The 24,330-nt window shown below is 42.7% G+C and carries 26 protein-coding genes; 9 read left to right on the top strand and 17 right to left on the bottom strand.

Annotated elements, in window-relative coordinates:
• Positions 1 to 105 precede the first annotated feature (105 nt).
• Positions 106 to 717 carry a DUF1836 domain-containing protein gene (locus EFA47_RS03685; protein WP_122642068.1) on the top strand — a complete coding sequence of 204 codons (612 nt, stop codon included), beginning with the start codon at positions 106 to 108 and terminating at the stop codon, positions 715 to 717.
• Positions 718 to 1,155: 438 nt separating this feature from the next.
• On the opposite strand, the gene EFA47_RS03680 is transcribed toward EFA47_RS03685, so the two are convergent.
• The gene (locus EFA47_RS03680; RefSeq protein ID WP_122642067.1) at positions 1,156 to 1,443 is read right to left on the bottom strand and encodes a YerC/YecD family TrpR-related protein; all 288 of its coding nucleotides are present in this window, start codon (positions 1,441 to 1,443) and stop codon (positions 1,156 to 1,158) included.
• Between the two features lie 154 nt (positions 1,444 to 1,597).
• Between EFA47_RS03680 and EFA47_RS19765 the strand changes: the two genes are divergently transcribed.
• Positions 1,598 to 1,771 carry a hypothetical protein gene (locus EFA47_RS19765; RefSeq protein WP_164689913.1) on the top strand — a complete coding sequence of 58 codons (174 nt, stop codon included), beginning with the start codon at positions 1,598 to 1,600 and terminating at the stop codon, positions 1,769 to 1,771.
• 324 nt (positions 1,772 to 2,095) lie between these two features.
• On the opposite strand, the gene EFA47_RS03675 is transcribed toward EFA47_RS19765, so the two are convergent.
• The gene (locus tag EFA47_RS03675) at positions 2,096 to 2,821 is read right to left on the bottom strand and encodes a phosphatase (protein WP_122642066.1); all 726 of its coding nucleotides are present in this window, start codon (positions 2,819 to 2,821) and stop codon (positions 2,096 to 2,098) included.
• Positions 2,822 to 2,920: 99 nt separating this feature from the next.
• Between EFA47_RS03675 and EFA47_RS03670 the strand changes: the two genes are divergently transcribed.
• The 3 genes from EFA47_RS03670 to EFA47_RS03660 all read left to right on the top strand — a co-directional run bounded on the left by EFA47_RS03670 (position 2,921) and on the right by EFA47_RS03660 (position 5,836).
• A complete protein-coding gene (locus EFA47_RS03670) occupies positions 2,921 to 3,121 on the top strand; it encodes a hypothetical protein (RefSeq protein WP_122642065.1) in 201 nt (66 codons plus the stop codon).
• A gap of 179 nt (positions 3,122 to 3,300) precedes the next feature.
• A complete protein-coding gene (locus EFA47_RS03665) occupies positions 3,301 to 4,500 on the top strand; it encodes an O-antigen polymerase (protein ID WP_122642064.1) in 1,200 nt (399 codons plus the stop codon).
• Positions 4,501 to 4,783: 283 nt separating this feature from the next.
• The gene (locus tag EFA47_RS03660; RefSeq protein ID WP_122642063.1) at positions 4,784 to 5,836 is read left to right on the top strand and encodes an ABC transporter substrate-binding protein; all 1,053 of its coding nucleotides are present in this window, start codon (positions 4,784 to 4,786) and stop codon (positions 5,834 to 5,836) included.
• 52 nt (positions 5,837 to 5,888) lie between these two features.
• Here the strand turns inward: EFA47_RS03660 and EFA47_RS03655 are convergent, their stop codons facing one another.
• The 14 genes from EFA47_RS03655 to EFA47_RS03590 form a co-directional block, all read right to left on the bottom strand.
• Positions 5,889 to 6,833 carry an AEC family transporter gene (locus tag EFA47_RS03655; protein WP_122642062.1) on the bottom strand — a complete coding sequence of 315 codons (945 nt, stop codon included), beginning with the start codon at positions 6,831 to 6,833 and terminating at the stop codon, positions 5,889 to 5,891.
• Positions 6,834 to 6,984: 151 nt separating this feature from the next.
• Complete coding sequence (locus EFA47_RS03650) at positions 6,985 to 7,266, bottom strand: DUF2325 domain-containing protein (protein WP_122642061.1); 282 nt, start codon at positions 7,264 to 7,266, stop codon at positions 6,985 to 6,987.
• Between the two features lie 276 nt (positions 7,267 to 7,542).
• Positions 7,543 to 9,642, bottom strand: a complete 2,100-nt coding sequence (locus tag EFA47_RS03645; protein ID WP_122642060.1) for a heavy metal translocating P-type ATPase — start codon at positions 9,640 to 9,642, stop codon at positions 7,543 to 7,545.
• A 173-nt stretch (positions 9,643 to 9,815) separates the two neighbouring features.
• Positions 9,816 to 10,121: a DUF6110 family protein gene (locus EFA47_RS03640; RefSeq protein WP_122642059.1), complete on the bottom strand. Its 306-nt coding sequence runs from the start codon at positions 10,119 to 10,121 to the stop codon at positions 9,816 to 9,818.
• Positions 10,122 to 10,368: 247 nt separating this feature from the next.
• Positions 10,369 to 12,027 carry an amino acid ABC transporter ATP-binding/permease protein gene (locus tag EFA47_RS03635; protein WP_122642058.1) on the bottom strand — a complete coding sequence of 553 codons (1,659 nt, stop codon included), beginning with the start codon at positions 12,025 to 12,027 and terminating at the stop codon, positions 10,369 to 10,371.
• Positions 12,028 to 13,761 carry an ABC transporter ATP-binding protein/permease gene (locus EFA47_RS03630; RefSeq protein WP_122642057.1) on the bottom strand — a complete coding sequence of 578 codons (1,734 nt, stop codon included), beginning with the start codon at positions 13,759 to 13,761 and terminating at the stop codon, positions 12,028 to 12,030.
• Positions 13,751 to 13,954, bottom strand: a complete 204-nt coding sequence (locus EFA47_RS03625) for a hypothetical protein (protein WP_122642056.1) — start codon at positions 13,952 to 13,954, stop codon at positions 13,751 to 13,753. The genes EFA47_RS03630 and EFA47_RS03625 overlap by 11 nt, the downstream gene beginning before the upstream one ends.
• Positions 13,941 to 14,309 carry a nitrous oxide-stimulated promoter family protein gene (locus EFA47_RS03620; RefSeq protein WP_122642055.1) on the bottom strand — a complete coding sequence of 123 codons (369 nt, stop codon included), beginning with the start codon at positions 14,307 to 14,309 and terminating at the stop codon, positions 13,941 to 13,943. Before EFA47_RS03620 ends, EFA47_RS03625 begins: the two co-directional genes overlap by 14 nt.
• A complete protein-coding gene (locus tag EFA47_RS03615) occupies positions 14,302 to 14,703 on the bottom strand; it encodes a YbaN family protein (RefSeq protein WP_122642054.1) in 402 nt (133 codons plus the stop codon). Before EFA47_RS03615 ends, EFA47_RS03620 begins: the two co-directional genes overlap by 8 nt.
• Before the next feature lie 146 nt (positions 14,704 to 14,849).
• Positions 14,850 to 15,317 (bottom strand): transcriptional repressor, encoded by a 468-nt coding sequence (locus tag EFA47_RS03610; protein WP_122642053.1) that lies wholly within the window; start codon positions 15,315 to 15,317, stop codon positions 14,850 to 14,852.
• Positions 15,256 to 15,396 carry a FeoB-associated Cys-rich membrane protein gene (locus EFA47_RS03605; protein WP_122642052.1) on the bottom strand — a complete coding sequence of 47 codons (141 nt, stop codon included), beginning with the start codon at positions 15,394 to 15,396 and terminating at the stop codon, positions 15,256 to 15,258. Before EFA47_RS03605 ends, EFA47_RS03610 begins: the two co-directional genes overlap by 62 nt.
• Positions 15,397 to 15,501: 105 nt before the next feature.
• On the bottom strand, positions 15,502 to 17,694 hold the full coding sequence (feoB, locus tag EFA47_RS03600) for a ferrous iron transport protein B (RefSeq protein ID WP_122642051.1): 2,193 nt from the start codon (positions 17,692 to 17,694) through the stop codon (positions 15,502 to 15,504).
• A gap of 242 nt (positions 17,695 to 17,936) precedes the next feature.
• Entirely contained in the window at positions 17,937 to 18,158 is a 222-nt protein-coding gene (locus EFA47_RS03595) for a FeoA family protein (protein WP_122642050.1), read from the bottom strand.
• A 16-nt stretch (positions 18,159 to 18,174) separates the two neighbouring features.
• Complete coding sequence (locus tag EFA47_RS03590; RefSeq protein WP_122642049.1) at positions 18,175 to 18,390, bottom strand: FeoA family protein; 216 nt, start codon at positions 18,388 to 18,390, stop codon at positions 18,175 to 18,177.
• Positions 18,391 to 19,160: 770 nt separating this feature from the next.
• Between EFA47_RS03590 and EFA47_RS03585 the strand changes: the two genes are divergently transcribed.
• From EFA47_RS03585 to EFA47_RS03570, 4 genes are all read left to right on the top strand, one after another.
• Positions 19,161 to 19,520, top strand: coding sequence for a metal-dependent transcriptional regulator (locus tag EFA47_RS03585; RefSeq protein WP_122642048.1), 360 nt, complete (start codon positions 19,161 to 19,163; stop codon positions 19,518 to 19,520).
• Between the two features lie 265 nt (positions 19,521 to 19,785).
• Positions 19,786 to 20,298 (top strand): ferritin, encoded by a 513-nt coding sequence (locus EFA47_RS03580; protein ID WP_122642047.1) that lies wholly within the window; start codon positions 19,786 to 19,788, stop codon positions 20,296 to 20,298.
• A gap of 93 nt (positions 20,299 to 20,391) precedes the next feature.
• On the top strand, positions 20,392 to 22,455 hold the full coding sequence (locus EFA47_RS03575) for a diguanylate cyclase (RefSeq protein ID WP_122642046.1): 2,064 nt from the start codon (positions 20,392 to 20,394) through the stop codon (positions 22,453 to 22,455).
• Positions 22,456 to 22,809: 354 nt separating this feature from the next.
• Positions 22,810 to 23,115 carry a hypothetical protein gene (locus EFA47_RS03570; RefSeq protein WP_122642045.1) on the top strand — a complete coding sequence of 102 codons (306 nt, stop codon included), beginning with the start codon at positions 22,810 to 22,812 and terminating at the stop codon, positions 23,113 to 23,115.
• A gap of 501 nt (positions 23,116 to 23,616) precedes the next feature.
• Here EFA47_RS03570 and EFA47_RS03560 read toward each other — a convergent pair.
• Entirely contained in the window at positions 23,617 to 24,321 is a 705-nt protein-coding gene (locus EFA47_RS03560; RefSeq protein ID WP_122642043.1) for a DUF975 family protein, read from the bottom strand.
• Between the last annotated feature and the right edge of the window lie 9 nt (positions 24,322 to 24,330).

The following is a 24,330-nucleotide window of genomic DNA, read 5'->3' as shown; positions in this document are numbered from 1 at the left end:
ATGGGCATTTTCTATCCAAATTACTCCAGTACGGGAAATAATACTGTACAAAACCCTTGCCATCTGGTTTTCAATACTATATAATAAACACATCGAGGTGATATTATGACAATTGATACAAACGACATGCTGAACAGTATTTTAGAAAGCCTCTCCCGTGTAGATTATATTCATCCCGAGGAGATCCCCAATATAGACCTATACATGGATCAGGTCACTACTTTTATGGACAGCCAGCTCTCTTCCACCAAGAGGTACGAAGAGGATAAAGTTCTTACAAAAACCATGATTAATAATTATACTAAGAACAATCTCCTTCCCCCTCCTTCAAAGAAGAAATACACAAAAGAGCATGTTCTTGTCCTGATTTTTATTTATTACTTTAAAAATATCCTTTCCATTAAAGACATCGAGACCCTGCTTTGTCCAATAACTGACAAATATTTTTCCAGCGGCAAAGATATAGATATGACAAAGCTCTACAAAGAAATCTGTACCATGGAAAAGGCCCAGATTGACCCTCTTAAGACAGAGATAAAAGAGACTTATGCAAAAGCAGAAACCTCTTTTGCAGATGCCCCGGAAGGGGATCGTGAGTATTTACAACTATTTTCATTTATCTGTAGCTTAAGCTTCGACGTATACATTAAGAAACTGATGATAGAAAAAATTATTGATGACTTGCCCACCCCTGGGGAAAGGACAAATAAGAAATAAGAAACATGCCTCCTAAATTTAGCAATAGCATAGGGGGCATATTTTTTATCCAAACGTTGCCCATATCCCAAAGGGAATATTCTACTAATTATATTATTACACAGAGACTGCAGCACATATAAATACATCCTTCACAGAATCTGTCTACTGTCCAAAGGCGCCCCCCAATGTATAGCGTGCTATATATTTTCCTTATATTTTTCTATACAACAGAACAATTACTATCCCAGACCAAATATGGATTTATACTATAATCCATTAAAATCTAAAACAACATTTACTTTGCAATCTCAATCACATAGTAAATGTTGCCTGCTGCCGTACATGGCTTCTATCTTTATTTAAGTATATTAGGTATCTTCATCAATCAGCAATCCCCATATTACAGTAAGGCTTGTCTCTCTGCTGGCATCGATATCTCTTCAACATTCTGTTTCCCTAACCTTCAAGCCTCTCAAATACCATATCATACCCGTCATTCCCATAATTCAATGATCGATTAACCCTGCTGATAGTAGCTGTAGAAGCACCTGTTTTTTCTGCAATCTCCAGATAAGTTTTCTGTTCCCTCAGCATCTTGGCGACTTCAAAACGCTGTGAGAGTGACAGTAATTCATTGATTGTACAGATATCCTCAAAAAAAGTGTAGCACTCTTCCTTGTCCTTCAGACTTAATATGGCACTAAACAGATAATCTACTGCTTCTGTTCTTATCTTTTTACTCATATCCCGCTCTCCTTTATCAGTCTAATGACTACTGTTACATTTTAGCACACTAAACTTTTAAAGTCTACCTTTTTGTTTCCTGAGGATATCCTTTGAGTATAGCTATTCATAATACCGTACAGTTAAATTAAAAGATAGGAAAGGGAGGCGGCACATGTCATACGAATATATTAAAAAGGATCGTAAAATAAAAGGTAGTAAGCAAACGAAAAAGCCGGTTACACAATTGCAACTACGGGTAATGCGTGATGAGTGCATCACTGCACAAGCTTTTGAATCCTTTATGAATGAAGATTATTTTCTAGTAAAGTTCTGCTCAAATGATTAAAATCCATTCTTATATCATATGGCAGCGCCCCAAAAACTTCCGTTTTATACTGACAAAGGGTACCGAATTTATAATAGGGCACCTGAAAGCCTGGACATTAGTTACTTTCCTCATATACAAAATTCCGAGAAAACCGTTTTTGAGTCAGAAAAAGTATTTGAGATTGTGAAAAACCGTATGCAAGATAACCGCTGCTATAAAAAGACCCTGTCATATTTCAGGGGCCTTTTTAAGGCGGTAAGACAGAATTCCGGCTGTCCTCATACTATTAGTAGTTTTATGCATTCTACTTGGAAGCCTCCCTAACCCCACAGCTTTACTGTACTACTGCATGTTGTAGCGGTTCAAAAATGGCCTGAGCAAGTTGAAATCTGTGGTGACAACCAATTCTCTTGGGAAATTACATTTTCTTATGATTTCCTCCACATTAGAAAAATTACCTACATCCACGTCCACATGTGCATCACTCCCAGTAGTTACAGGGACTTCATACTGCTTACAGAGCATCAGCAGTTCGGCCATATTTTTATCCGCTCCCTGCCTGGAACTCTCAGGGCGCAGGGAAGTATTATTAAGCTCAAGCAAAGTATGCGTCTCCCCGGCCGCCTTAACAAGGGTTTCATAATCACAAGGAAAACGGCCGTCATCTGGATGTCCGATTATGTTGATATAAGGTTTCTTCATGGTCTCAACATATGCCCTTGTATTCTCTTTTTCTGTATGCTCCATGCCATAACAGGGCGGATGGATACTGGCTATGGCAATATCAAGGCCCTTAATTATTTTTTCCGGGAGATCCACATCCCCGTCAGGATTCATAATATTTAACTCTGCCCCGAACAGCATCTGGATTCCGTTCATTTCCCTGGGTACTACATCCAGATTCTGAAAATAAAAAAGTCCGCAGGTTCCTGGCATTTTAGGTGCGTGTTCCGTGAGCGCAAGGACCTCCAGGCCCTTTTCCGCCGCTGCCGCCGCCATTTCCCTGATTGTATTGTATGCATGGCCACTTACAAGTGTATGTGCGTGAGTATCCGCTACAAATTTCATCTTCATCCCTCTTTTCTTTTCCACTCGGTTTTAAGTATACCACATTTTGTCAGGAATACAATTTTCACTTTAGCAAATACTGATTGTGAGGTGAAATTTATGTTAAATAATAAAGAAAATGAAGAAATTATTGACGATTATGATTATTTGTCAAACGCGGCATCATCCATGGACTGTACAGGACTCATACCCTCTCTCCCGGTTTCTGAGGCGGAACTGGAATCCTATAATGACCTGTATCAGTATCAGCCTCCTGTAATCAGGGCGAAAAACAGCGGACATGCCAATTCTGAGAAATAATCCACCTCAGAACAGCATCTTCCAATAGTATTACCCCCATGAAACACCGCCATACTCACTATATGGCGGTGTTTTCGACATAAGACGACCACATGTTGCATTTTTCCATTGTCCTGCCACTCACAAGATGTTATAATAAAACTATTGTAAATTAAACAACGAAAGAGAGGAGTACATAAATGAAATGTCCTAAATGTGGTAAGGATGTAGAATTACAGAATAAACAAGTAGGCGTTGACAAGAATGGTGAACCGATCTTTAACGAATACGCAGTTTGCAAGGATTGTAAGAAACAGTGGAACCTGGATAAGCAGAGGGCAAAAAAGGCTGCCCAGTCCAGTGCTCCTAACCATACACAGCCAAGAGAAAGTTCAGCCCCAAAGTCTTCACACGCCACTGCCGGAAGCAGTTCCTCAAAAGCCGCTCCTGCCAGAACCGAGAAAGCTCCTGTCAGGAAGCCTGCCGTTAAGAAGGATCCGGCGCAGGCTGCCCCAGCAAAGAGGCCTGATAAAGTTTCCCCCCAGCCCGGCACTGCAATGCCTAAAAAGAGGCCTGCCAAAGCATCTGTGCAGTCAAGAGAGCCAGATGAAGACATAAAGATTGCGGCAGCGCCGGGAAGCAAACCCGCCTCCCCAGCTAAGAAACCATCTGCCCCTGGGAAAAATCAGACACCAAGAAAGACTTCTGGTTCTTCCCCGGCCCCCAGGCCTGTAAAGCAGGATGAAGGCCAGCAGTATGGCAATATTCCTCCTGAGAACGTCAGAGCCAAAAAGGAAAGAGCCGTCAGGCAGAATTACGAAGATATGTTATCTACAGATCCTAATAGAAAGCCTGTAAAAAAGAAAACCGCGGCTCCCGCAAAAGGTGACGAACCCAGGAGACGGCAGCCTGCAGGCACAGCGCCCCCGCGCAAGAGGCCGCAGCCTGTACAAAGAGAGCCAGAAGAAATAGATATGGATGAACCAGCACCTAAATTCCGGATTGCCAGGATTCTATTGGGAATCTTATCCATTATAGCCTTTGCCTTTTTTTCCTATAAAGGTTTTCTTGCAGGATTAAACAATATTTCTTCTGGAAGTGACGCCACTACTGGCACTACCTATATTGTTCTTGCCCTCTGTATGCTTGTATCTGGGCTTTTGCTCCTGATCATGCAGAAAAAGCATACTATTTTTGCTTTTATACTGCCAATGGTCTTTTATCTTGGAAGCGGTGTTTTTGCATTCTTAAAACGTTCCGATGACAACCTGTTGCTGTATGGGGCAATAGCAGGTGGTATAATGGCAGTTGTTTTCCTTGTTCTCACCATTGCATCAAGAGGCAGTAATGCAGAAGATGACGACTATGACGATGCTTTTGAAGATGACTATGCCGACTGACCACACCCATAGGCATATATAGTGAAGTGCTCCATTCTACATAAATATATTGAACCTGATATGGCAGAATAATTATAACTTTCAGCAAGTCCGGCGGCAGGTCTGTTTGATGCCGTTATAGCTGATAAGTAAGATTATCCTGCCATATTTTTCTATATCACTTTCATATCCGAACTTCTGCGCCACTCCTTATTCCTATCCTATTTCCTATCCTCCTGTTGGAACCTCCCCATCATTTTTCCCATATAATATAAAGATTGGATCACATTACAGGAGGAACTTTATGAAAAAGCGAATACTCTCTGCGCTGCTCGCAGCCGTTTTAGTTGTGGCCCTTCTGCCCGGCTGCACATCAAAAGAAACGGGCAGCACTGTATCTGGCAGTGCTTCCGCTAAAAGCGGAAAAGACGAACCTTCCAAGGAGACAACTGATGTTATATTAAATGAGGTGGCACATTCCATTTTCTATGCACCTATGTATGTGGCCTTTGAGGAAGGGTATTTTACAGATGAAGGCCTGAACGTAGAACTTGTAACTGGCTTTGGGGCAGACAAAACTATGACTGCTGTCCTCTCAGGAGAAGCCGATATCGGATTTATGGGGTCCGAAGCGTCTATCTACACCTATAATGAAGGGGCCAATGACTATGTAGTCAATTTCGCCCAGCTTACACAGCGGGCCGGTAATTTTCTTGTTGCCCGGGATGAAATAACTGACTTTAAATGGGAAGATATTAAAGGCAGCACTGTATTGGGAGGAAGAAAGGGCGGAATGCCTGAAATGGTATTTGAATATATCCTGAAAGAAAACGGAATAGATCCCGAGAAAGACCTGGAGATAAACCAGAATATTGATTTCGGCTCTACTGCCGCTGCATTTGCTGAGGGAAATGCCCATTTCACTGTTGAATTTGAGCCAGGTGCAACTACCCTTGAATCAGAGTCCAAAGGATATGTAGTAGCTTCTCTGGGCGAGGACAGTGGCTATGTGCCTTACACCGCATTTAGTGCAAAGCAGAGTTATATTGAAGAGAATCCTGAGACTATCCAGAGCTTTGTAAATGCCCTTCAAAAGGGAATGGATTTTGTATTGTCACACACCCCCGAAGAGATTGCTGAGGTAATTGAACCCCAGTTTCCTGAAACAGACCTGGGTACTATTACCACAATCGTGAAAAGATATTATGACCAGGATACATGGAAAGACAATCTAATCTTCGAGGAAGCCAGCTTTGACCTGCTGCAGAATATCTTAGAAAGTGCAGGCGAACTAGATGAACGGGCGCCCTATACAGACCTTGTAAACACAGACTTTGCAGACAAAGCTGCCAACTAATGCAGAAAGTGCATATGCGGATATGTCTGTATGCATATATCGGCCCCACACTTTAAAGCATTCCCAAACTTTTCAGTATAAACAGCCAAAATGTAAGAGTAAATGAGCTGCACAGTGTAGTCAGCATTACAATACTGGAAGTAAGCACCCCTTCATGCCCCATATTCTTTGCCATAACATAGCAGCTTACTGTAGTAGCCGATCCAAGCATCACAAGAATTGCTACCAGCTCTTCTCTGCGAAATCCCAAATAAATGGCTGCAGGAAGAAAAAGTGCACAGAAGCCAATAAGTTTAATGATCCCAGCCAACGCGGCAGGCCCAACTTTTTCGGATGCCGCCCTTATATCAAAAGCAGCTCCCATGGCAATTAATCCCATGGGAGTTGCCATTGCCGCTATATTTTCCAATGTCTTCCCCAAAATCTGGGGCATGGGGATTTGAAATACAGACCATACTATTCCCACTATTATCCCTAAAATGATAGGATTTCTTAAGATACCTTTTGCTGTCTGCTTCAATATTTTCCTGTCAATCCCGCCTTCCTCTGGTCCTGACAGTGACAAGATGATAACTGCCATGATATTATACAGAGGGACACTCCCTATAATCATCAGAGGCGCCAATCCTGAAGAGCCATATATATTCTGAATAAAAGCGATGCCAAGTAAGGCTGCACTGCTTCTGTACGACGCCTGTATAAATTCTCCCCGTAACGACCTGTCCCCCAGAAACCGGGATATAAAAGCCGAAATCAAAATACTTAGGATGGTTGCAGTAAAACAGAATATAACAAACCGCCCATCCCAGACCTCACTGAAGTCCACAGTCGCCAAATCTCTGAATACCAGTACCGGCAGGGGCACGAGAAATACAAACCTATTCATTTCAGCAGCGAAATGTCCGTCAATCCATCCTGCCTTCTTAAAAACCATTCCCAACAGCATCAACAAAAAGACTGGCATTGCCGCGTTTAAACTAAATATTAGATTTTCCATAGAATCCTTACTCTCTGTAATTCCTGCTTACATGTCCCCGCAAAAGGCAGACGAACCTTCTCATAGCAACATTTATATTATAAACAGAGAGAAAAATTTTTTCAAGCACATACTAAAGGGCATTCTATACGCCTATTCAGTGTGATTAAAGTTATCCACAGACACTGCACAGAATTTCTTCCAAAGCATTTTTACTGCTCGTATGGCAGCGGATAATATCTGCCTTACAGCGCCCTGCTTCCTCTACCGCACACTTTACCATCTTATGTGACACAGTATTTGTAAACAAGACGATCAAATCAGGACTCCCGATCTGTTTACTTAATCCGGCGGACATCTGAGTAAAAACCTTTGCTTTACAGCGAAACTGCTTACATACTTTTTTATACTGGCATACCATACGGTCATGCCCTCCTATAATCACTACACTCATATTATGATCTCCCTTATATACTTTTATTGTTTTATTTCCCAAAAGTTAGTTTAAACTAACTAATAGGTATATGATAACCATTCTCACTATAAAATTCAATATATTTTTTTGATATTATTTATCAATTATAAATTGCGGCAAGAAAGGACTACGGTTTTACAAATTTTTTACCGCCTATGCTTCCATAAATATTCCCCAAAATATAAAAAGGGCGCCTTGCAATGCATATATGCAAAGCAAGGGCCCCCTTATGGTATCCTTTATTGCAAAACCCGGCTACACATCCGTCTGAACCGATGTCCCCGGCAGTAAATCCTGCATACTTTTTAAGCTGATCCCTACTGTTGAGATGTTATGCAGCAAGGCAGAAGTCGCCGGCATAAGGATACCTGCTATCCCAAGTATAATAAGTCCTGTATTAAACCCTACAATAAATCTATAATTTGCATGTATCCTTTTCATTAACCGCCCGCTCAGATGCTTAAGCACTACTATCTCCCGCAAATCATCTGCCGCTATGGTAATATCTGCTATTTCCCTTGCTATCTCGGCTCCGTCGCTGATGGCAATCCCAACATCAGACGCAGAAAGAGCCGGAGAATCATTCATTCCGTCACCTACCATAATCACTTTGCGGCCAGCTGCTTTTTCTGCTTCAATAAAACTTGCCTTATCTTCTGGAAGTACTTCAGAATAATACTCATCTACCCCTACCTTTTTGGCAATAGCCGCTGCCGTTCGTTCACTGTCCCCTGTCATCATCACAATTCTGCTGAGGCCGGTTTCCCTGAGGGCCTCTATGACAGAGGGCGCCTCTTCCCTGAGGGGATCCTCAATACAGATGACAGCCGCAAGCTGATGGTCGATAGCCAAATATAGATGAGAATACTCCTCCGGCAGCTGATGGAACTGCTCCTTATATTCCTCCCGCACAGTACACTTCTCATCCTCAAACACAAAATGGTAACTCCCAATAACTACCTTTCTTCCGTCTATTGAAGAAGAAATACCGTGGGCCACAATATAATCCACCCTTGCATGCATTTCATCATGTACCAGGTTCTCCTTTTTTGCTGCCTTTACCACAGCCTTTGCCATAGAATGAGGAAAGTGCTCTTCCATGCACGCGGCAATCCGCAGCATCTCTCTTTCATCCCCTTCCCCGAAGGAAATGACTTCCTTTACAGTAGGCCTGGCTTTCGTAAGTGTCCCCGTCTTGTCAAACACAATCGTCTGCGCATCGGCAACAGCCTCAAGGAATTTCCCACCTTTCACCGTAATCTGATACTGCCCCGCTTCTCTCATGGCGGAAAGTACTGTAATAGGCATAGACAGTTTTAATGCACAGGAAAAATCTACCATCAGCACTGCCAGGGCCTTGGTCACATTTCTGGTAAGCAGCCAGACAAGAGCTGTCCCGGCCAGTGTATAGGGCACCAGTTTATCTGCCAGATTTTCTGCCCTTCCCTCCACAGATGACTTTAGTTTTTCAGACTCTTCAATCATAGTGACTATTTTTTCAAATCGGGTAGTCCCTTTTGTCTTCTCTACTTGTATAACTATTTCGCCCTCTTCCAGCACAGTGCCCGCGTAGACGTATCCCCCAGGATTCTTTCTGACTGCCAGCGCTTCGCCAGTTAAGGATGCCTGATTTACCAGAGCCTCGCCTTCCTCCACAATTCCATCGAATGGGATCACATTTCCCATATGTACGACAATCTTATCCCCCGGCCTTATCCCAGAGGCATCTGATAGGACTTCCTGTCCCTCCACTTTCTGCCATACTTTCTTCACATTCAGTGACATGCTCCGTGCCAAGTCTCCCACGGACTTTTTGTGGGTCCATTCTTCCAATATTTCTCCAATTCCCAAAAGGAACATGACAGACCCCGCCGTATCCATGTCTCTTCTCAGAACTGACACGCCAATTGCAGCTGCATCTAGCACAGTTACTTCCAGTTTCCCCTGGGCCAGGCTGCGCACACCTTTCCAAATATATTTTAAGGATTTCAGGGCTATATAAGCCATCCGTACAGGATAGGGTATAAACAGTTTCGCCCCGTACCTGAGTATAATTTTCTGCAGTAGTTTTTCCTGGTACACTGCATTGAGCTCTCTGCCGGAATTCTCAGCCATCCCTTCCGGCATTTCTATATGCTGGGGATTAAACCCTTTTAAATCAGAAAGCAGGCCGCCTCTTTCCCCTTCATATAAGACAACTGCATCGGCCGTACGTTCATAGACTCTGGCATCTTTCACGGAAGGCAGTCCCTGCAGATAATAAAGAAGTATATCGGCCTCTTTAAAGGTCATTTTGTCCTTTTTAAAATGAACCCGCATTCTTCCTGTTATCTCATGCTTAATTATAAAATCCAATATAATCTCTCCCTTACTTTATTTCTGGCTGACAAATCAGCTTTTAGTAATAACCCGGCTTCATTCGCCGTTACATAAAACTTCATGGCATACAGCTACATAGAAAAAGAGGGCGGCTGTTCTCCGCCCCCGTCTCCCTTCTTAGTGATAGAAAATATTACTGTACCAGATATCTACTCTGCCTCAGCGGCCACTGGTTCTGCCTGGCTTATCTCTTCTGCCTCTGGGTTTATCTGAGCCTCTTCTGCCCTTGCCCTCTCTTCATTCATCTGCTTTGCTTCTGCCAGTATATCTTCTGCATTCTCCTGAACTGTAGTCGCAGTTTTCATTACACACTCCTTTGCACGCAAAACTGCTGCCGTACAGTTTGTATACACTTTCTTTGCGTCTTTACTAGAAAGCAGTTTAACTCCTGCTGTCCCAAACACAACACCTCCAGCAAAAAGTCCGATTCTCTTTAATTTAAAAATATCCATCATGTCGATTCCTCCTTTAATATCCTGTCTTACCGTAGGTCACAATAAGAAAAATGTTTTACTTATGTTTATACCCTGTATAAAATACCATTACAAAACAAAAAACTGCTGCCCAGGCCCAGAACCTATGCTGTTTCATCTTTCACCACTCCTGTCTGTAAATTGTCGTTTTCTGTCTTACGTACCCATAATAGCAATGCACTTTTATGATAGTCAAACCTAACCTGCATTGCTGATAAATTTTATCATTTTACATATTTATTACTTTATCCGCTACTCCCATTGTAGATTTCCTATGGGACACAAGCACAATTGTTTTCCTAGCCTTCTCCAGTCCCAGGCTTCTTAAGATCATGCCCTCGTTCAGGCTGTCTATGTTGCTTGTAGGTTCATCCAGCAGAATAATCTTGCTGTTATGCAGAAATGCCCTGGCAATTCCAATTCTCTGTCTTTCCCCTCCTGAAATGTTATCCCCAAGTTCTGAAAGTTCTGTATCATATCCCTTTGGCAGAGACAAAATAAACTCATGTACAGACGCCTTTTTTGCCGCCTCCACCACAGCCTCATGGGAGGCGTGTTCATCAGCTAATTTTATATTATTCTCGATAGTATCATGGAAAAGGAAGGTTTCCTGTGTAATATACGAAATTCCCTGCCTGAGAGAATCCGTCAAAATATGGTTCACATTATCTTTCCCATAAATAATACAGCCGCTGTCTGTTTCGTAAAACCTCATCATTAATTTTAAGAGTGTCGATTTGCCACACCCGCTTTTTCCCAGAATGCCGTGGATTTTTCCCGGCTCAAAGCAGGCATGAAAACCCTTCAGGGCTGCATCCTGCCTGTTATCATACCTAAAGCATACCTCTTCGCAATATACCTTACCTTCCCCCAGCACTGCCCCTCTCTCAATATCCACGACTACAGGCTTCTCCTCCAGAAGATTCAGCACCCGGTTTCCGCTTGCCAGTGTGTGGTTTAAATTATTGGAAAGAGCCGACAAAGCCGCCGTTGGCCCAAAAGAACTCATCATAGCAATCACGGCAGTGACTGCCTGGTAAAATTCCATTTGCCCGCTTTGCACAAAGGTTCCACATAAAATAAGCATAAATATGCCCGCCGCCAGTATTGCACAGTCTGTTGAAATTCTCTGAATATTTTCGGCCCTTTTCAGATTCAGGCTTGTGGCTTCCAGATCTTCTGTCTTTTTCTCCATATCCTTCATCCTGTTTTCTCCTTGCTGGTACTGAAGTAATTCAGCAAGTCCATACAGATTGTCCAGAACAGCCGTGTTCAATCTGCCAAAAGAATCCCTGTACTTTCGCCCACTTGCCTGCCCGCTCCTGCCGTTTATGACAGGTATCACGATCCCTACCAGAAGATAAAAGAACGCTGCCAGTATCCCAGCCGCTGGGTGCTGCCCTCCAATAAAAATAACCATAAAAACAGAAGTAATGGCCGCAATAGCAATAGGCGAGATAGTATGCGCATAAAATACTTCCAAAAGTTCTATATCACTTGTAATAATAGAGATCAGATTTCCTTTTTCACTGCCATCAAGTTTAGCCGGCGCCAGGGCCCTCAGGGCAGCAAATACTTGATGGCGGATCCTTGCCAGCAGCTTAAATGCAATATAGTGGTTTAAAGACTGTTCGGCATATCTGAGTATCCCCCTGGAAACTGCAAAAATAACCAATATCAGCGCTCCACTGCCAAATGTAACGCCACTGGGTTCCCCCAAAAGGGCCAGCATAGAATATCCCCCGAATACAGTAATAAAGGTGGCCGCCAGATTTCCCGCACATCCCATCACTATAGCAATCAGCATGAAACCCAAAAGAGGTTTCACCAACCCAATAAGGCCGGCCATTACCTGTAAGGGACTTCTTGTTTTTTCCTTCGGCTGCATTTACCCCGCCTCCCTTCCAGCATACTTCTCCAGCTCCATCTGGCTGCTGTAAAGCCTTGCATAGGCGCCTCTGTTCTCCATAAGCTCCTCATGGGTTCCTGACTCCCGGATATACCCATCCTCCAGCATGAGAATGCATGATGCCTTTTTTACATTAGCCAGCCTGTGAGAAATCAAAAGGACAGTTTTCGTCTGGGCCAGCTCATGAATTACTTTCATAATCTGGTTCTCACTCTCTGCATCAATATTAGAAGTGGCCTCATCGAAAACATAAATGTCACTGTCATGCAGAATCGCCCGTGCCAATGCCAGCCTTTGTTTCTGCCCTCCGGAAAGGTTGGCTGCCTTCTCCGTTAGTTCCATAGAAAGTCCTCCCTTTTCCAGAATGGCCTCATACAGGTTTACCTTTTCCAGTACAGCATTCATCTCTTCCTCAGTGGCGTCACTCTTTCCCATCCTGAGGTTCTCCATGACAGTGCCCTGGAACAGGTGGCTGTCGTGCCGAATCCTCGTCACCTTACAGAGCAGAGCCTCCTCCCCAATCTGGCGTACACTGAGGCCATCTATTTTAACGTCTCCCTCATAGTGAATATAATCCCCCATTAAAAGGGAGGTCATCGTACTTTTTCCACATCCAGATGTCCCCACTATAGCCGTAAAGCTTCCAGCCGGAGCATCAAAATTAATATGTTTTAGCACAGGCTTTTCCTCTTCATATCCAAAAGTCACATTTTGGAACTGTATACGGCTGCCTTTCACTTCCTTCAAAGTCCCTTTTTCCCTGGCCGGTGCATCCAACAGGCGGAAAATTTTATCTGCAGCCGCATTTCCGTTCATAGCAATGTGAAAAAAAGAACCCAGAAGACGCAGCGGCAAGAAGAATTCTGCTGAAATCATAATAATAAAGAAACATTCCTCCAGGCTTATCCTCCCCTTACCATATTCCAGGACTCCCAGAATGATCCCTGCCGCCGCACCCCCATAGGCCACCAGGTCCATAATACTAATGGAATTCAGCTGCATAATTAAAACCCGCATCGTGATTTTTCTAAACTTTTCTGCCTCTTCATCCATTTTCCGGGCATATCTCTCATCTGCCCGGAAAATTTTCAGTGTGGTCAAACCCTGTAAGTTCTCCAGAAAAGAATCCCCCAGCTCAGTATACGTTCCCCAATACTTATTCAACAGCTTTTTGGCAAATTTCTGTACCGCTACAATAGATAACGGAATCAGCGGCACGCACAACAGCAGGACGCCGGCCACTTTCATATCCATGCTTCCTACAATTACAAAAAGCGTGGCCGGAGCCAGAAGGCTATAGAAAAACTGAGGGATATATTTCCCAAAATATATCTCCAGCTGATCTACACCCTCAGTACTAATCTGTACTACCTCGGACGTGGCAGCTGTCTCCTTATACATACTGCCTAATTCCATCAGCTTCATGTAAATGCGCCCCCTAAGGCGGCGTTTTACTCTTGTAGATGCGAGATATGAAAGCCGGCTGTTGGCTGCAGTCATAATCCCCCTGGCTAAAAGGGCGCCCGCCAATATCAGGAGCATTCTCCATGTGTCCTGCGGTGTAAGCTGTAGATTTTTCATTTTTCCAATATAGGCTGCTGCTGACAGCATCAACACTACATTTGCCATGAGCATGGCCCACTGGGAAAGTGTCATTCCTATTACATATTTCCTGTTATCTGGAAATTCCTTCAATAAGCGTTTATGAAACATGTACCCTTTTCCCCTTTCTGATTCTCTTTAGGTACTTTAGTACATGCCTGGCCAACCCTATACAAAATAAAAGGGCAGACACCTTGTGAATCATGGCTGCCGGTATCATATTTCCCATGGGATGAATAAGAAAACCTGATAGGATCATTATGGCTGTTACAATGTAAAATGCTATATCTTTATACTTCTTCATACTTTGTATTCTTGCTCCTTTTTAATTTTGAGGCCAGAGTCACTTTCATATGCCTTATGGCCGGTACCGGATGGTGGAACAGCATCCTTGGCCCCGCATAGCGCATTACCTGGCGTATCTGCTCCTGCATTTCCCTGGAATAACAATGTACACTGCAGGCGCTGCAAAATGTCTTTGTCTCCATAAAGGGGCATTTCTCAGTCCTCATAAGAGCATACTCCCTTAGCGTTTCACACATACCACACAGCCTGCCCTTTTCAGCCTGATGGTTGCCTCTGCAGTACAGTGAGATCATCTTATCCAGCATGTCCTTTTCCTGCTGTCTTTTTTTCTCTATATCTACATTTTTACTCATCTATCATAATCTCCTCACCCCGGACTGGCGCAGTCTTTATTTTAAATGTAAAATAATAAACGTGGAACAGCGCAACAAGCAGAATTACCACTTTAGCCTGCCATACAGGAACCAGAAGAAAACTGATTGAAAAAATCAGGCAAAGGGTAAGCAGTGTCTTCTTTTTTGCCCCCCTCTCCATCTCCTTCTTATTCACCGCAGGCTCTACATACTTCTTATGTAAAGCAGTGGCCGTATACCACCTGTGAAACCTGTCAGATCCCTTCGCAAAACACACCGCCGCCAGTACTAAAAATGGCGTTGCAGGAAGCAGCGGAAGAGCAATCCCCAGGACACCAAGGCCAATAAACAAAAACCCCAGTACTATAAAAATACTATTTACAATTCTTCTCATGACTACCTCCTTGTTTGAAAATATTCAAAGGGGACTCAAAGGGGACAGACCCTTTTGCAAAAGGGTCTGTCCCCTTTGTCATCCATTTTCAGAATATTCAGTTAAAAAAGCGCTTAGTGGGATTTGCTCTCATTAAGCGCTTAGTCTTATTCTTCAATTTTTATAGATGCTACCTTCTGGTCTTTCAGATACCCGCATCTTTTTAATCCTTCTGACACAACCTTATTCCACTTTCCTTCTGTAAGACGGTAAGTCGTATCATCATCCAATACAATGGTACATGCCTCTTTCTCAGAGCAGTCCTCGGCGCAACGGCAGTCTCTGGAACAATTTACTTTATACATATTTCTGCGGTTAATAGCCCCGATCTCCTCCAGGGCACTAACCATTCTGTAGACAGTGGCGATGCCAATCTTTTCGTCTGCCTCTGCGGCCTTGTAATATATCTCTTTACAACTGGAGCATTCATTTTCCAGTATAATATCAATTAATTTAAGCCGCTGCTTTGTAATTCTGCAGCCATTTTCCCGTAATCTCACGACTATCGTATCTTTAGTGTCCACAATGGCCTCCACAATGCTTACAATCTCCGCCGCATTGGATAGACTTACCATTCTTTTTATCACGTATCATACTTCTTACTACAAGTACAACAACACATAACACAATAGCTCCTACCAGGAATGTTCCCATAAAGCTGCCTCCTTTCAAATTGCTGCCTGCCAAAAAGGCAGGCCTGCTCCGGCCTTACTGATTTTGTTCCAGACCTGCTTTTTATTTCTTACAATTATATAAATGCTAATGTCTGCTTGGAGCCCCTGCCATGCCTTTAACGTTTATTTTCAAGGTCCCGCTTTCCCTATAAGGCCTTACCAGCAGATAAATAAATCCAATTATCAGAATAATTGCTACAACAACTCCGATTCCAAAAGCGCCTGTTGTAATAAATGTACCTATCTGATACACACAAAGTGATACTACATATGCCAATAATGTCTGATATCCAATAGCGAACCAGAACCATTTCGCATTGTTCATCTCTCTTTTAATCGCGCCCATAGCAGCAAAGCATGGTGCACAGAGAAGATTAAATACAAGGAATGAATATGCTGCAACGGCTGTCATGCTGCCTGCCAGGGTTCCCCAAATCTCTTCCCCTTCTTCGGCTACCTCAGCAAATCCATAGAGGATTCCAAATGTACCTACCACATTCTCCTTAGCCACTAATCCTGTGATTGCTGCCACTGCTGACCTCCAGTCACCCCAGCCAAGTGGAATAAATATCCAGCTAATTGCATTGCCTATTGCCGCCAGAATACTATGGTCTAATTCCATGTCATCCAACATTCTGAATTGTCCGTCTATCCATCCAAAGTAAGATGTGAACCAAACAAGTATGGTGGAAAGAAGAATAATAGTACCCGCTTTTTTAATAAAGGACCATCCGCGCTCCCACATACTGCGCAGTACATTGCCCACAGTGGGAAGATGGTATGCAGGAAGCTCCATGACAAAAGGCGCCGGATCTCCCGCAAACATTTTCGTCTTTTTCAAAATAATACCGGAACATATAATTGCCGCTATACCTACAAAGTATGCACTCGGAGCAACCCACCAGGCTCCCTGGAATAAAGCGCCTGCAATCAGGGCAATAATCGGTAATTTTGCTCCACAGGGGATAAAAGTGGTGGTCATAATTGTCATTTTACGGTCACGGTCATTCTCAATTGTACGTGATGCCATAATCCCCGGTACGCCACACCCGCTTCCTATCAGCATAGGAATAAATGATTTTCCAGAAAGGCCAAATTTGCGGAAAATTCTATCCATTATAAATGCAACTCTGGCCATATATCCGCATGACTCAAGAAATGCAAGGAAAATAAACAGTACCAGCATCTGAGGGACAAACCCAAGCACCGCGCCTACTCCGGCCACAATACCATCTAATATAAGTCCCTGAAGCCAATCTGCACACCCCACAGCATTCAGGGCAGATTCTACAAGCACCGGAACCCCCGGGATCTGTAGGCCAAAGAGGCTCCACCCGTCTCCAAATACGCCGTCATTTGCCCAGTCTGTGGCCCAAGTTCCGACTGTTGTGACGGAAATATAATATACAATCACCATCACAATCGCAAAAATGGGGAGTGCAAGAAATCTGTTTGTCACAATCTGGTCAATCTTATCAGAAGTTGAGAGTTTCTTTCTGCTGCCCTTTGTATAACAATCATTTATGATAGAAGAAATATAAACATATCTTTCATTCGTAATAATACTTTCTGTATCATCATCCATTGCTTTTTCTATTGTTTTTATTTCTTCTGTCACATCAGGAACCTGTGTCATCTGGGATTCAATCTTGTCATCTTTCTCCAGAAGCTTAATAGCAAAAAATCTTTTCTGGTTCTCAGGAATGTCACTGCCAAGCTTATTCTCAATGAGATCCAGGGTATCCTCGACCTCCTGCCCAAATTTATGTACTGGCAGAGCTGCATTCTTCTTGTCTGCGGCCTTCACTGCCTTATCAGCAGCCTGCATAACACCCGTTCCTTTAAGGGCCGAAATCTCAACAACCTGGCACCCAAGCTTTTTGCTGAGCTTATCAATATGGATTTTATCGCCATTTTTCTCCACGATGTCCATCATATTTACCGCCATCACAACAGGTATGCCCAACTCCATAAGCTGCGTGGACAAATATAAATTTCTTTCTATATTTGTACCATCCACAATATTTAATATTGCATCTGGTTTTTCATTAATCAAATAATTTCTGGCAACAACTTCCTCCAGGGTGTAGGGAGAAAGCGAATATATGCCCGGAAGGTCCATGATAATAACATCTTTATTCCCTTTCAGCTTCCCTTCCTTTTTCTCCACTGTAACGCCCGGCCAGTTTCCCACAAACTGATTAGATCCGGTCAGTGCATTGAACAATGTTGTTTTTCCGCAGTTTGGATTACCTGCCAATGCAATTTTGATAGCCATTTTTTCTCCTCCTGACAAAACTTCATTCTGCTTTTCTATACTTATTGAACTACTAATGTTCAATAAGGTATACCCAAAGGACACCCCTTAAAGCATGCCCCAAGGGGGCGGGCGGACTGTGTCCGATAAGGTATAATTAAATAACTTCACAACTTGATTGAATACTCAGCGCATCAGCATGAATAATTATTCATGCCCATGGGGTTAGTTAAATCTAACCACCATCCAAAAATATAAAATATCTACTCCACACAAATCATTTCTGCATCTGCTTTCCGGACAGATAACTCATATCCTCTCACAGTCACTTCTACTGGATCTCCAAGGGGCGCCACCTTTCTCACAAAGACATCTACCCCTTTCGTGATTCCCATATCCATAATGCGTCTTCTTACAGGCCCCTCGCCAGTTAACTTAGTTACTTTTACCGTCTCCCCACACGGCACTTCCCTTAAAGTTTTCATCCTGTCTCCTTTCCTATTAGCCAACCATAATTTTATTTGCCATGTCTTTCCCAATGGCAACCCGGGAGTCTTTCACATTCACAATCATATTGCCCCCCGTTACAGAGACAACTGTGACAGTTCCGCCTGTAACAAACCCCAGGTTTTCCAGAAATCTTTTAGTTTCTTCTTTCCCTCCGATTTTACGGATTATGTTTGGTTCACCTTCTCTTACCATTGATAATGGCATCATAGTTCATCTTCTTTCTTTGTATAATGATAATTCTTTTCAATTACATCGTTAGTATATTCTAACTCTTTTTGATTGTCAAGCAGATTCCCAATATTTCTCTCTTAAATTATTGATATTTTTTCTCAATAAAACCATATTATCATTCAGCAGATAAAAGCCGCCTTTTTTACAGGAAATTTGAAAATTAATTAGTTACTTTTATATCGTCATCTGCTATTCTCTGTATGCCGCTTACCTCCATCACAGCGCCAATCATGCAAAAAATACCTAATTGAACATTAGTAGTTCAATAAGTATGCCTATGTACACAAGGACGGTTCCGTCGTCAGCAGTGGGAAAAAGCACTGGCAGGATACCGGTTCAAAAGAATATCAAGATGCGGCTGGAGAACCTTAGGCTCTCCCTAAATGGACCAAATGATGAATCCAATGATATTAGAGATGATTTGACAACACATTAAATGTCATAATACTTGATCTATCATTCGATGTACGCCTGGCACGGATGCCAGTCACAAGGACATTCATATAAAGAGTACATCTACAATAAGTTTTAATGTGCTATACTTAAAAGCGCCATACGGTGAAAACCTTGAAAATCCAGGAGTTTTGGTAAATTGGATTTTCTATAAAATATTTATAATTTATCTCCCCACATTTGCCCTGCTGTATAAATTATGCTATACTATTTACGTAATTTAAAAGTACTGCTTAAAAAGTATGCAGTACTTTTATACTATATTTTAATTCAAAAATCGAGGTGAATACCCATTGAAAACAAACGAATCTGCAGAAAATTATCTGGAGACTATACTGATCCTCAGCAATAGCCAGCCTTCCGTACGTTCTGTGGATATTGCCGAAGAACTTGGCTTCAAAAAGTCCAGTGTCAGTGTAGCCATGAAGAATCTCCGGGAAAAAGAACACATCACAGTATCAGGAGAGGGACATATATTATTGACAGACACAGGGCGCGAAATAGCCGAAATGATTTATGAGCGCCACCAGCTGTTGACAGAATGGTTGGTACGGCTTGGAGTAGATAGAGAGACTGCTGCCCAGGATGCCTGCAAAATCGAACATGTCATCAGCAAAGAAAGTTTTCAGGCCATAAAAGAACACATTAAATAGCACAAGACAAAGCTCATAATCACAAGCCTATTATATTCACAGCTTAAGATGCCCTCCCATTTCCAGAGTATGTATTAGGCACTTGATTCCCTTAGGCATACTGTGTGGCAGATGCCTTAGCCAAAGACCCCGGCGGAGGCATACGGGACTTCAAACTAGCAGCGGTGCAGCATCGGGGATTAGACCCTCCCGGCAGCCGTCAAATGAACATGTAAACATATCCCCTGGGCCCGTTGCCGGGGGAATTTAGAAAGGAGTTTTTACTATGTTAAATGAAAAAGTTTCTACGTTACTAAACACACAGGTTAATAAAGAGTTTTACTCTGCATATCTATACCTGCATTTCGCTAATTTCTATGTGGAGCAGGGATTGAATGGTTTTTCCAACTGGTATCACATCCAGGCCCAGGAGGAACGCGACCATGCAATGCTTTTCCTGCAATATATGCAGAACAACGATACACCTGTAACATTTGAACAAATTGACAAACCAGATGTATTGCTCAGCAATAACATGGCCCCTCTCGAAGAAGGATTAAAGCATGAAAAATATGTGACTGGTTTGATCCACAATATTTATGATGCCGCTTATTCTGTAAAGGATTTCCGTACTATGCAGTTTTTGGACTGGTTTGTCAAAGAACAGGGGGAGGAAGAGACAAGGGCCAAAGACCAGGTTAAGAAGATGGAACTGTTCGGAAGCGACCCAAAGAGCTTATATCTACTGGATCAGGAGATGGCTGGCCGCACATATGCCGCCCCCTCCCTTGTATTATAGAATAGTCGCTGTACATGATTATCCATAATACCCAAATAGCTTGCCCGAGATTAGAGATAGTTTCGCCATTATTAAATATGGAGGTACTCCGCCATGAATTCGAAACCTACAGTTCTTGTAGTAGACGATGTTGAATTAAACAGGGCATTTTTAAATGATATGCTTAAAGATGAATATCATATTATAGAAGCAACAGACGGGCTGCAGGCCGTCAATCTTTTGGAACAATGCAGGCAGCAAATTGATGTAGTTCTATTAGATCTGGTTATGCCGGTAATGGATGGATTTGAGGTATTGGAAATCATGAATCAGAAGCACTGGATAGAAAATATCCCCGTTATTATGATTTCTGCTGCCACCTCCTCCAATTATACGGACCGAAGCTTTGCTCTCGGCGTGGTAGACTATATTAGCCGCCCCTTTGATTCATGTATTATACGGCACCGGATTAAAAATACTATTATGTTTTATTCAAAGCAGCATGCGCTGCAGAAATTGGTCCAGCAGCAGGTACACGAGAAAGAAAAGTATAATTCATTGATGATTGATGCACTCTGCTCCATTGCAGAATTCAGGAATGGAGAATCTATTTCCCATATCAGAAGAGTACGTACCATTACAGAGATCCTTTTAAAGGCATTCATAGAAAAACATCCTGAATATCCTCTGACCAGTTCAGATATCACCGCAATTTCTAATGCTGCCGCCCTGCATGATATTGGGAAAATTGCCATCCCTGAAGAAATCCTCAATAAACCCGGAAGGCTGGACCCTGAAGAATTTGAAACCATGAAGCGGCATTCTGCCATTGGAGCCGATATAATCACACAGATGCATCTAAAGAATCATAAACTGTTGATTCGGTATGCACACGACATATGCCGGTGGCACCACGAAAAATGGGACGGCAAAGGCTACCCGGACGGACTTTCCGGAAATGAGATTCCGCTCTGTGCGCAGGTAGTTTCTCTTGCCGATGTATACGACGTACTTGTAAATAAACGGGTCTACAAACCAGCGTATAGCCATAAAAAAGCTATGCAAATGATTATGGATGGTGAGTGCGGGCAGTTTAATCCTGAACTCTTGAAATGTCTTATAAGCAAAAACAAAATATTAAGTGAAGGATTCATGGAGGATACAGATTCCTACCAGGCGTCCTTTGATGTGGAAGAGATATCAAAAGAACTTATCGGGCAGAAAGCTCCCGAAAGTCCCTCTGACAGGACTATGCTCCTGCTTGAGAGAGAACGGGTAAAATACCAGTTTTTAGCCTCTCTCTCTAATGAAATTCTTTTTGAATACGATACCAAATCAGATGCCCTCACCTTTTCTGAGCAGGGCCACATTGAACTTGGATTAGAGATATTTATTAGTAATGTCAGGCAGCGGAGGGGACAGATACATATACTCAGTGAAAAAGATGCGAAAGATATATGGGAGAAAATATTCAGCACTACTGTAGATAACCCTCTTTTAAAGTTGGAATATCTGGTCAATACACCTTCAGGAGAGCAGCTCTGGTATAAATTTATCATCCGTTCTCTCTGGACAAACGATCTGGAACCTCTGTGCATTGGTTTTATCGGAAAGATGAACAATATCCACCATCAGAAGCTGGAAGCAGACCGTCTGCGAAATCTGGCGGAAAAGGATTCTATGACAGGTTTATATAACAAAGCAACGGCCAGGCGTCTTGTAACCTCTTTACTGTCAGGACTTTCCCTGCAGCAGTCTGCGGCACTCTTGTTTTTTGATTTGGATAATTTTAAACAGGCAAATGATACCCGTGGTCATGCCTTTGGAGACAGCCTGCTTAAGCATGTAGCCGAAATACTCCATACAAATATCCGGCAGGATGATATTGCCGCCAGGCTGGGCGGAGATGAATTTATGGTATTTTTAGGCAGAATTCACAGCCGTGCAGACATAGAGAAAAAGGCGGCTCAGCTCTGCAGCGCCTTAAACAGTACTTTCGAAGGCTATACCTTCTCCGCGAGCATCGGAATTGCTGTCTATGACCAGGATGGGGACAGTTTCGACCTGCTGCTATATCACGCAGATATCGCCTTATATGATGTCAAACGAAACGGGAAAGGGAAATATATGTTTTACCAGGGCGGCGGGGACACCACCATACGTAAACCGTCCTCATAAAGCCACTGGCACTAGTTGGGGGTCTTCATAAATTATTTTTTATATGTTAACAATTCATTCAAAAATGTATCACATTTTTTACACATATAAATCTTATACTATAATTGTTCAAATGATATGAACACTTTTTCATAAACTTTTTCCCCCTTTGAGTCACATATATTGTGGCTCTTTCCTTTTGCCCATTTTCGCGTCTTTTACCGGTTCCCAATAGTATCAGGCATTTACCCCCTCAAAATGTACATTGGCACAGTGTCCTCTAGGTACTGCTCCTGCAAACTTTTCTTTATTGTGTTATACTATGTATAGGCCTGCATACAGGCTTAAGAAGTAATATATAAGGAGCATAAAGAAATGATTGATAAAAACCTAATCCCCGTAGGCGGGTTGAAGCGTGAACCCTTTTCGGGCAGCCACAACGGAATGCGTTATTATTTTAAAATGGATGAAAGTAAGGAGACTTTTACAGTAAGTGTTTATCCTGAACCCTGGTCCTTCGAGAAAACGCCTGACGAAATAAAGAACCATGCCTCCTTCCCCATGACAGATGCTGGCATGGATTCTGCCATGGAATGGCTTCTGGATATGTATGAGAATAATTTAGAAAAGTGGCAGGACTCTGCAAAAAATAGCATGCATACAGTCTATCACAGCCAGTAACCCCTGCTCTTCATTTTACCTTAAGAATTTTTATAATTTCTTCCAATTCTTGTCACAATACATTCACAATTATCTGCTATTCTTAGAATATGAAAAACAGAAGACGGCGGCTGCACTTACAGCAGGTATATGTGGCCGCTGGACTTCGCCTAAAACAGACAATTTCAAATTTATAGATAGATTTTTCCCTTTTCTCAGAGCTGCTGCATATATATGGAGCAGCTCCTTCCTTTTATCTATATAAAGCAAACCTGGCCATTCTGCATTCACTCAACGGCCCCTTTTAGCAATAGATATTTCACTGGATATTTTTTCATAGAAACAGGCAGAATACTGAAATTGTATTCTGCCCCAGTTAAAGTCCAGATACAAGCATACGGTGCATCAAACTAGCAGCGACGCAAGCATCAGGGTATTAGACTCTCCCGGCAGCCGCCAAGGGGACATGTAAACATGTCCCCTTGGCCCGTTGCCCGCGGAAATATAATATCATCCTCAACCCTACCTGATATATCCATTCTGGTAAGCCATTGCCCGGTTAAAGGTATATAATTCTGAGAATGTGGCTTCTATATAAGGTTCCACATAGAAAACCCCTAGGATACCAAATGTGGCTATCTCCAAAATCCTCCACCCGAGAAAAGACAGGTCAAGCACAAAAGCTTCCCATTTCTGGCCCATCATCATCTTCTTACTGATTAAAAATGCTTCCTCCCTGCTCATAGCCGGATTCTCTGCTATAATATATGGTACCATAAGGTACTCATAATATTTAATAATGCCAGGCACCACCAAAAGCAGAGTCCACAGAAATGTAAACAAATCCCTAAGGAACATCACCAGCACAATATTTCCATAATGGCCGCTTCTGAATCCGCAGCCAAGAACCGCAGGATTAGCCGTCTCTGTCTGGTTCAGGATGAAAAACCGGCTCCCCCCTACCATGAGGACATTGCCCACAAAAATATTCAGCAGTATAATCCCCAATCCCAGCACAGCAGAAAATGCACCGAGTATGGCCCACAGCAGAGAATACTCCGAAATATAATATCCATGCCGGGAATTATATCCTCTTAAATTCCTGGAGTTAGAGACACTGACAATTGTTGATACAACAGACATAACCAGTCCAACAATGACAGCGCTCCAGTAATTTCTCTGAAATGCCACCTTTCCCCTCATCTTTAAATCTGCTCTTGTCCACATAGCGTCAAC

The organism is Luxibacter massiliensis, from assembly GCF_900604355.1.
Taxonomy (GTDB): domain Bacteria; phylum Bacillota; class Clostridia; order Lachnospirales; family Lachnospiraceae; genus Luxibacter; species Luxibacter massiliensis.
Note: the sequence above shows the minus strand (reverse complement) of the source record. Positions and strands in the feature narration are given on the sequence as shown.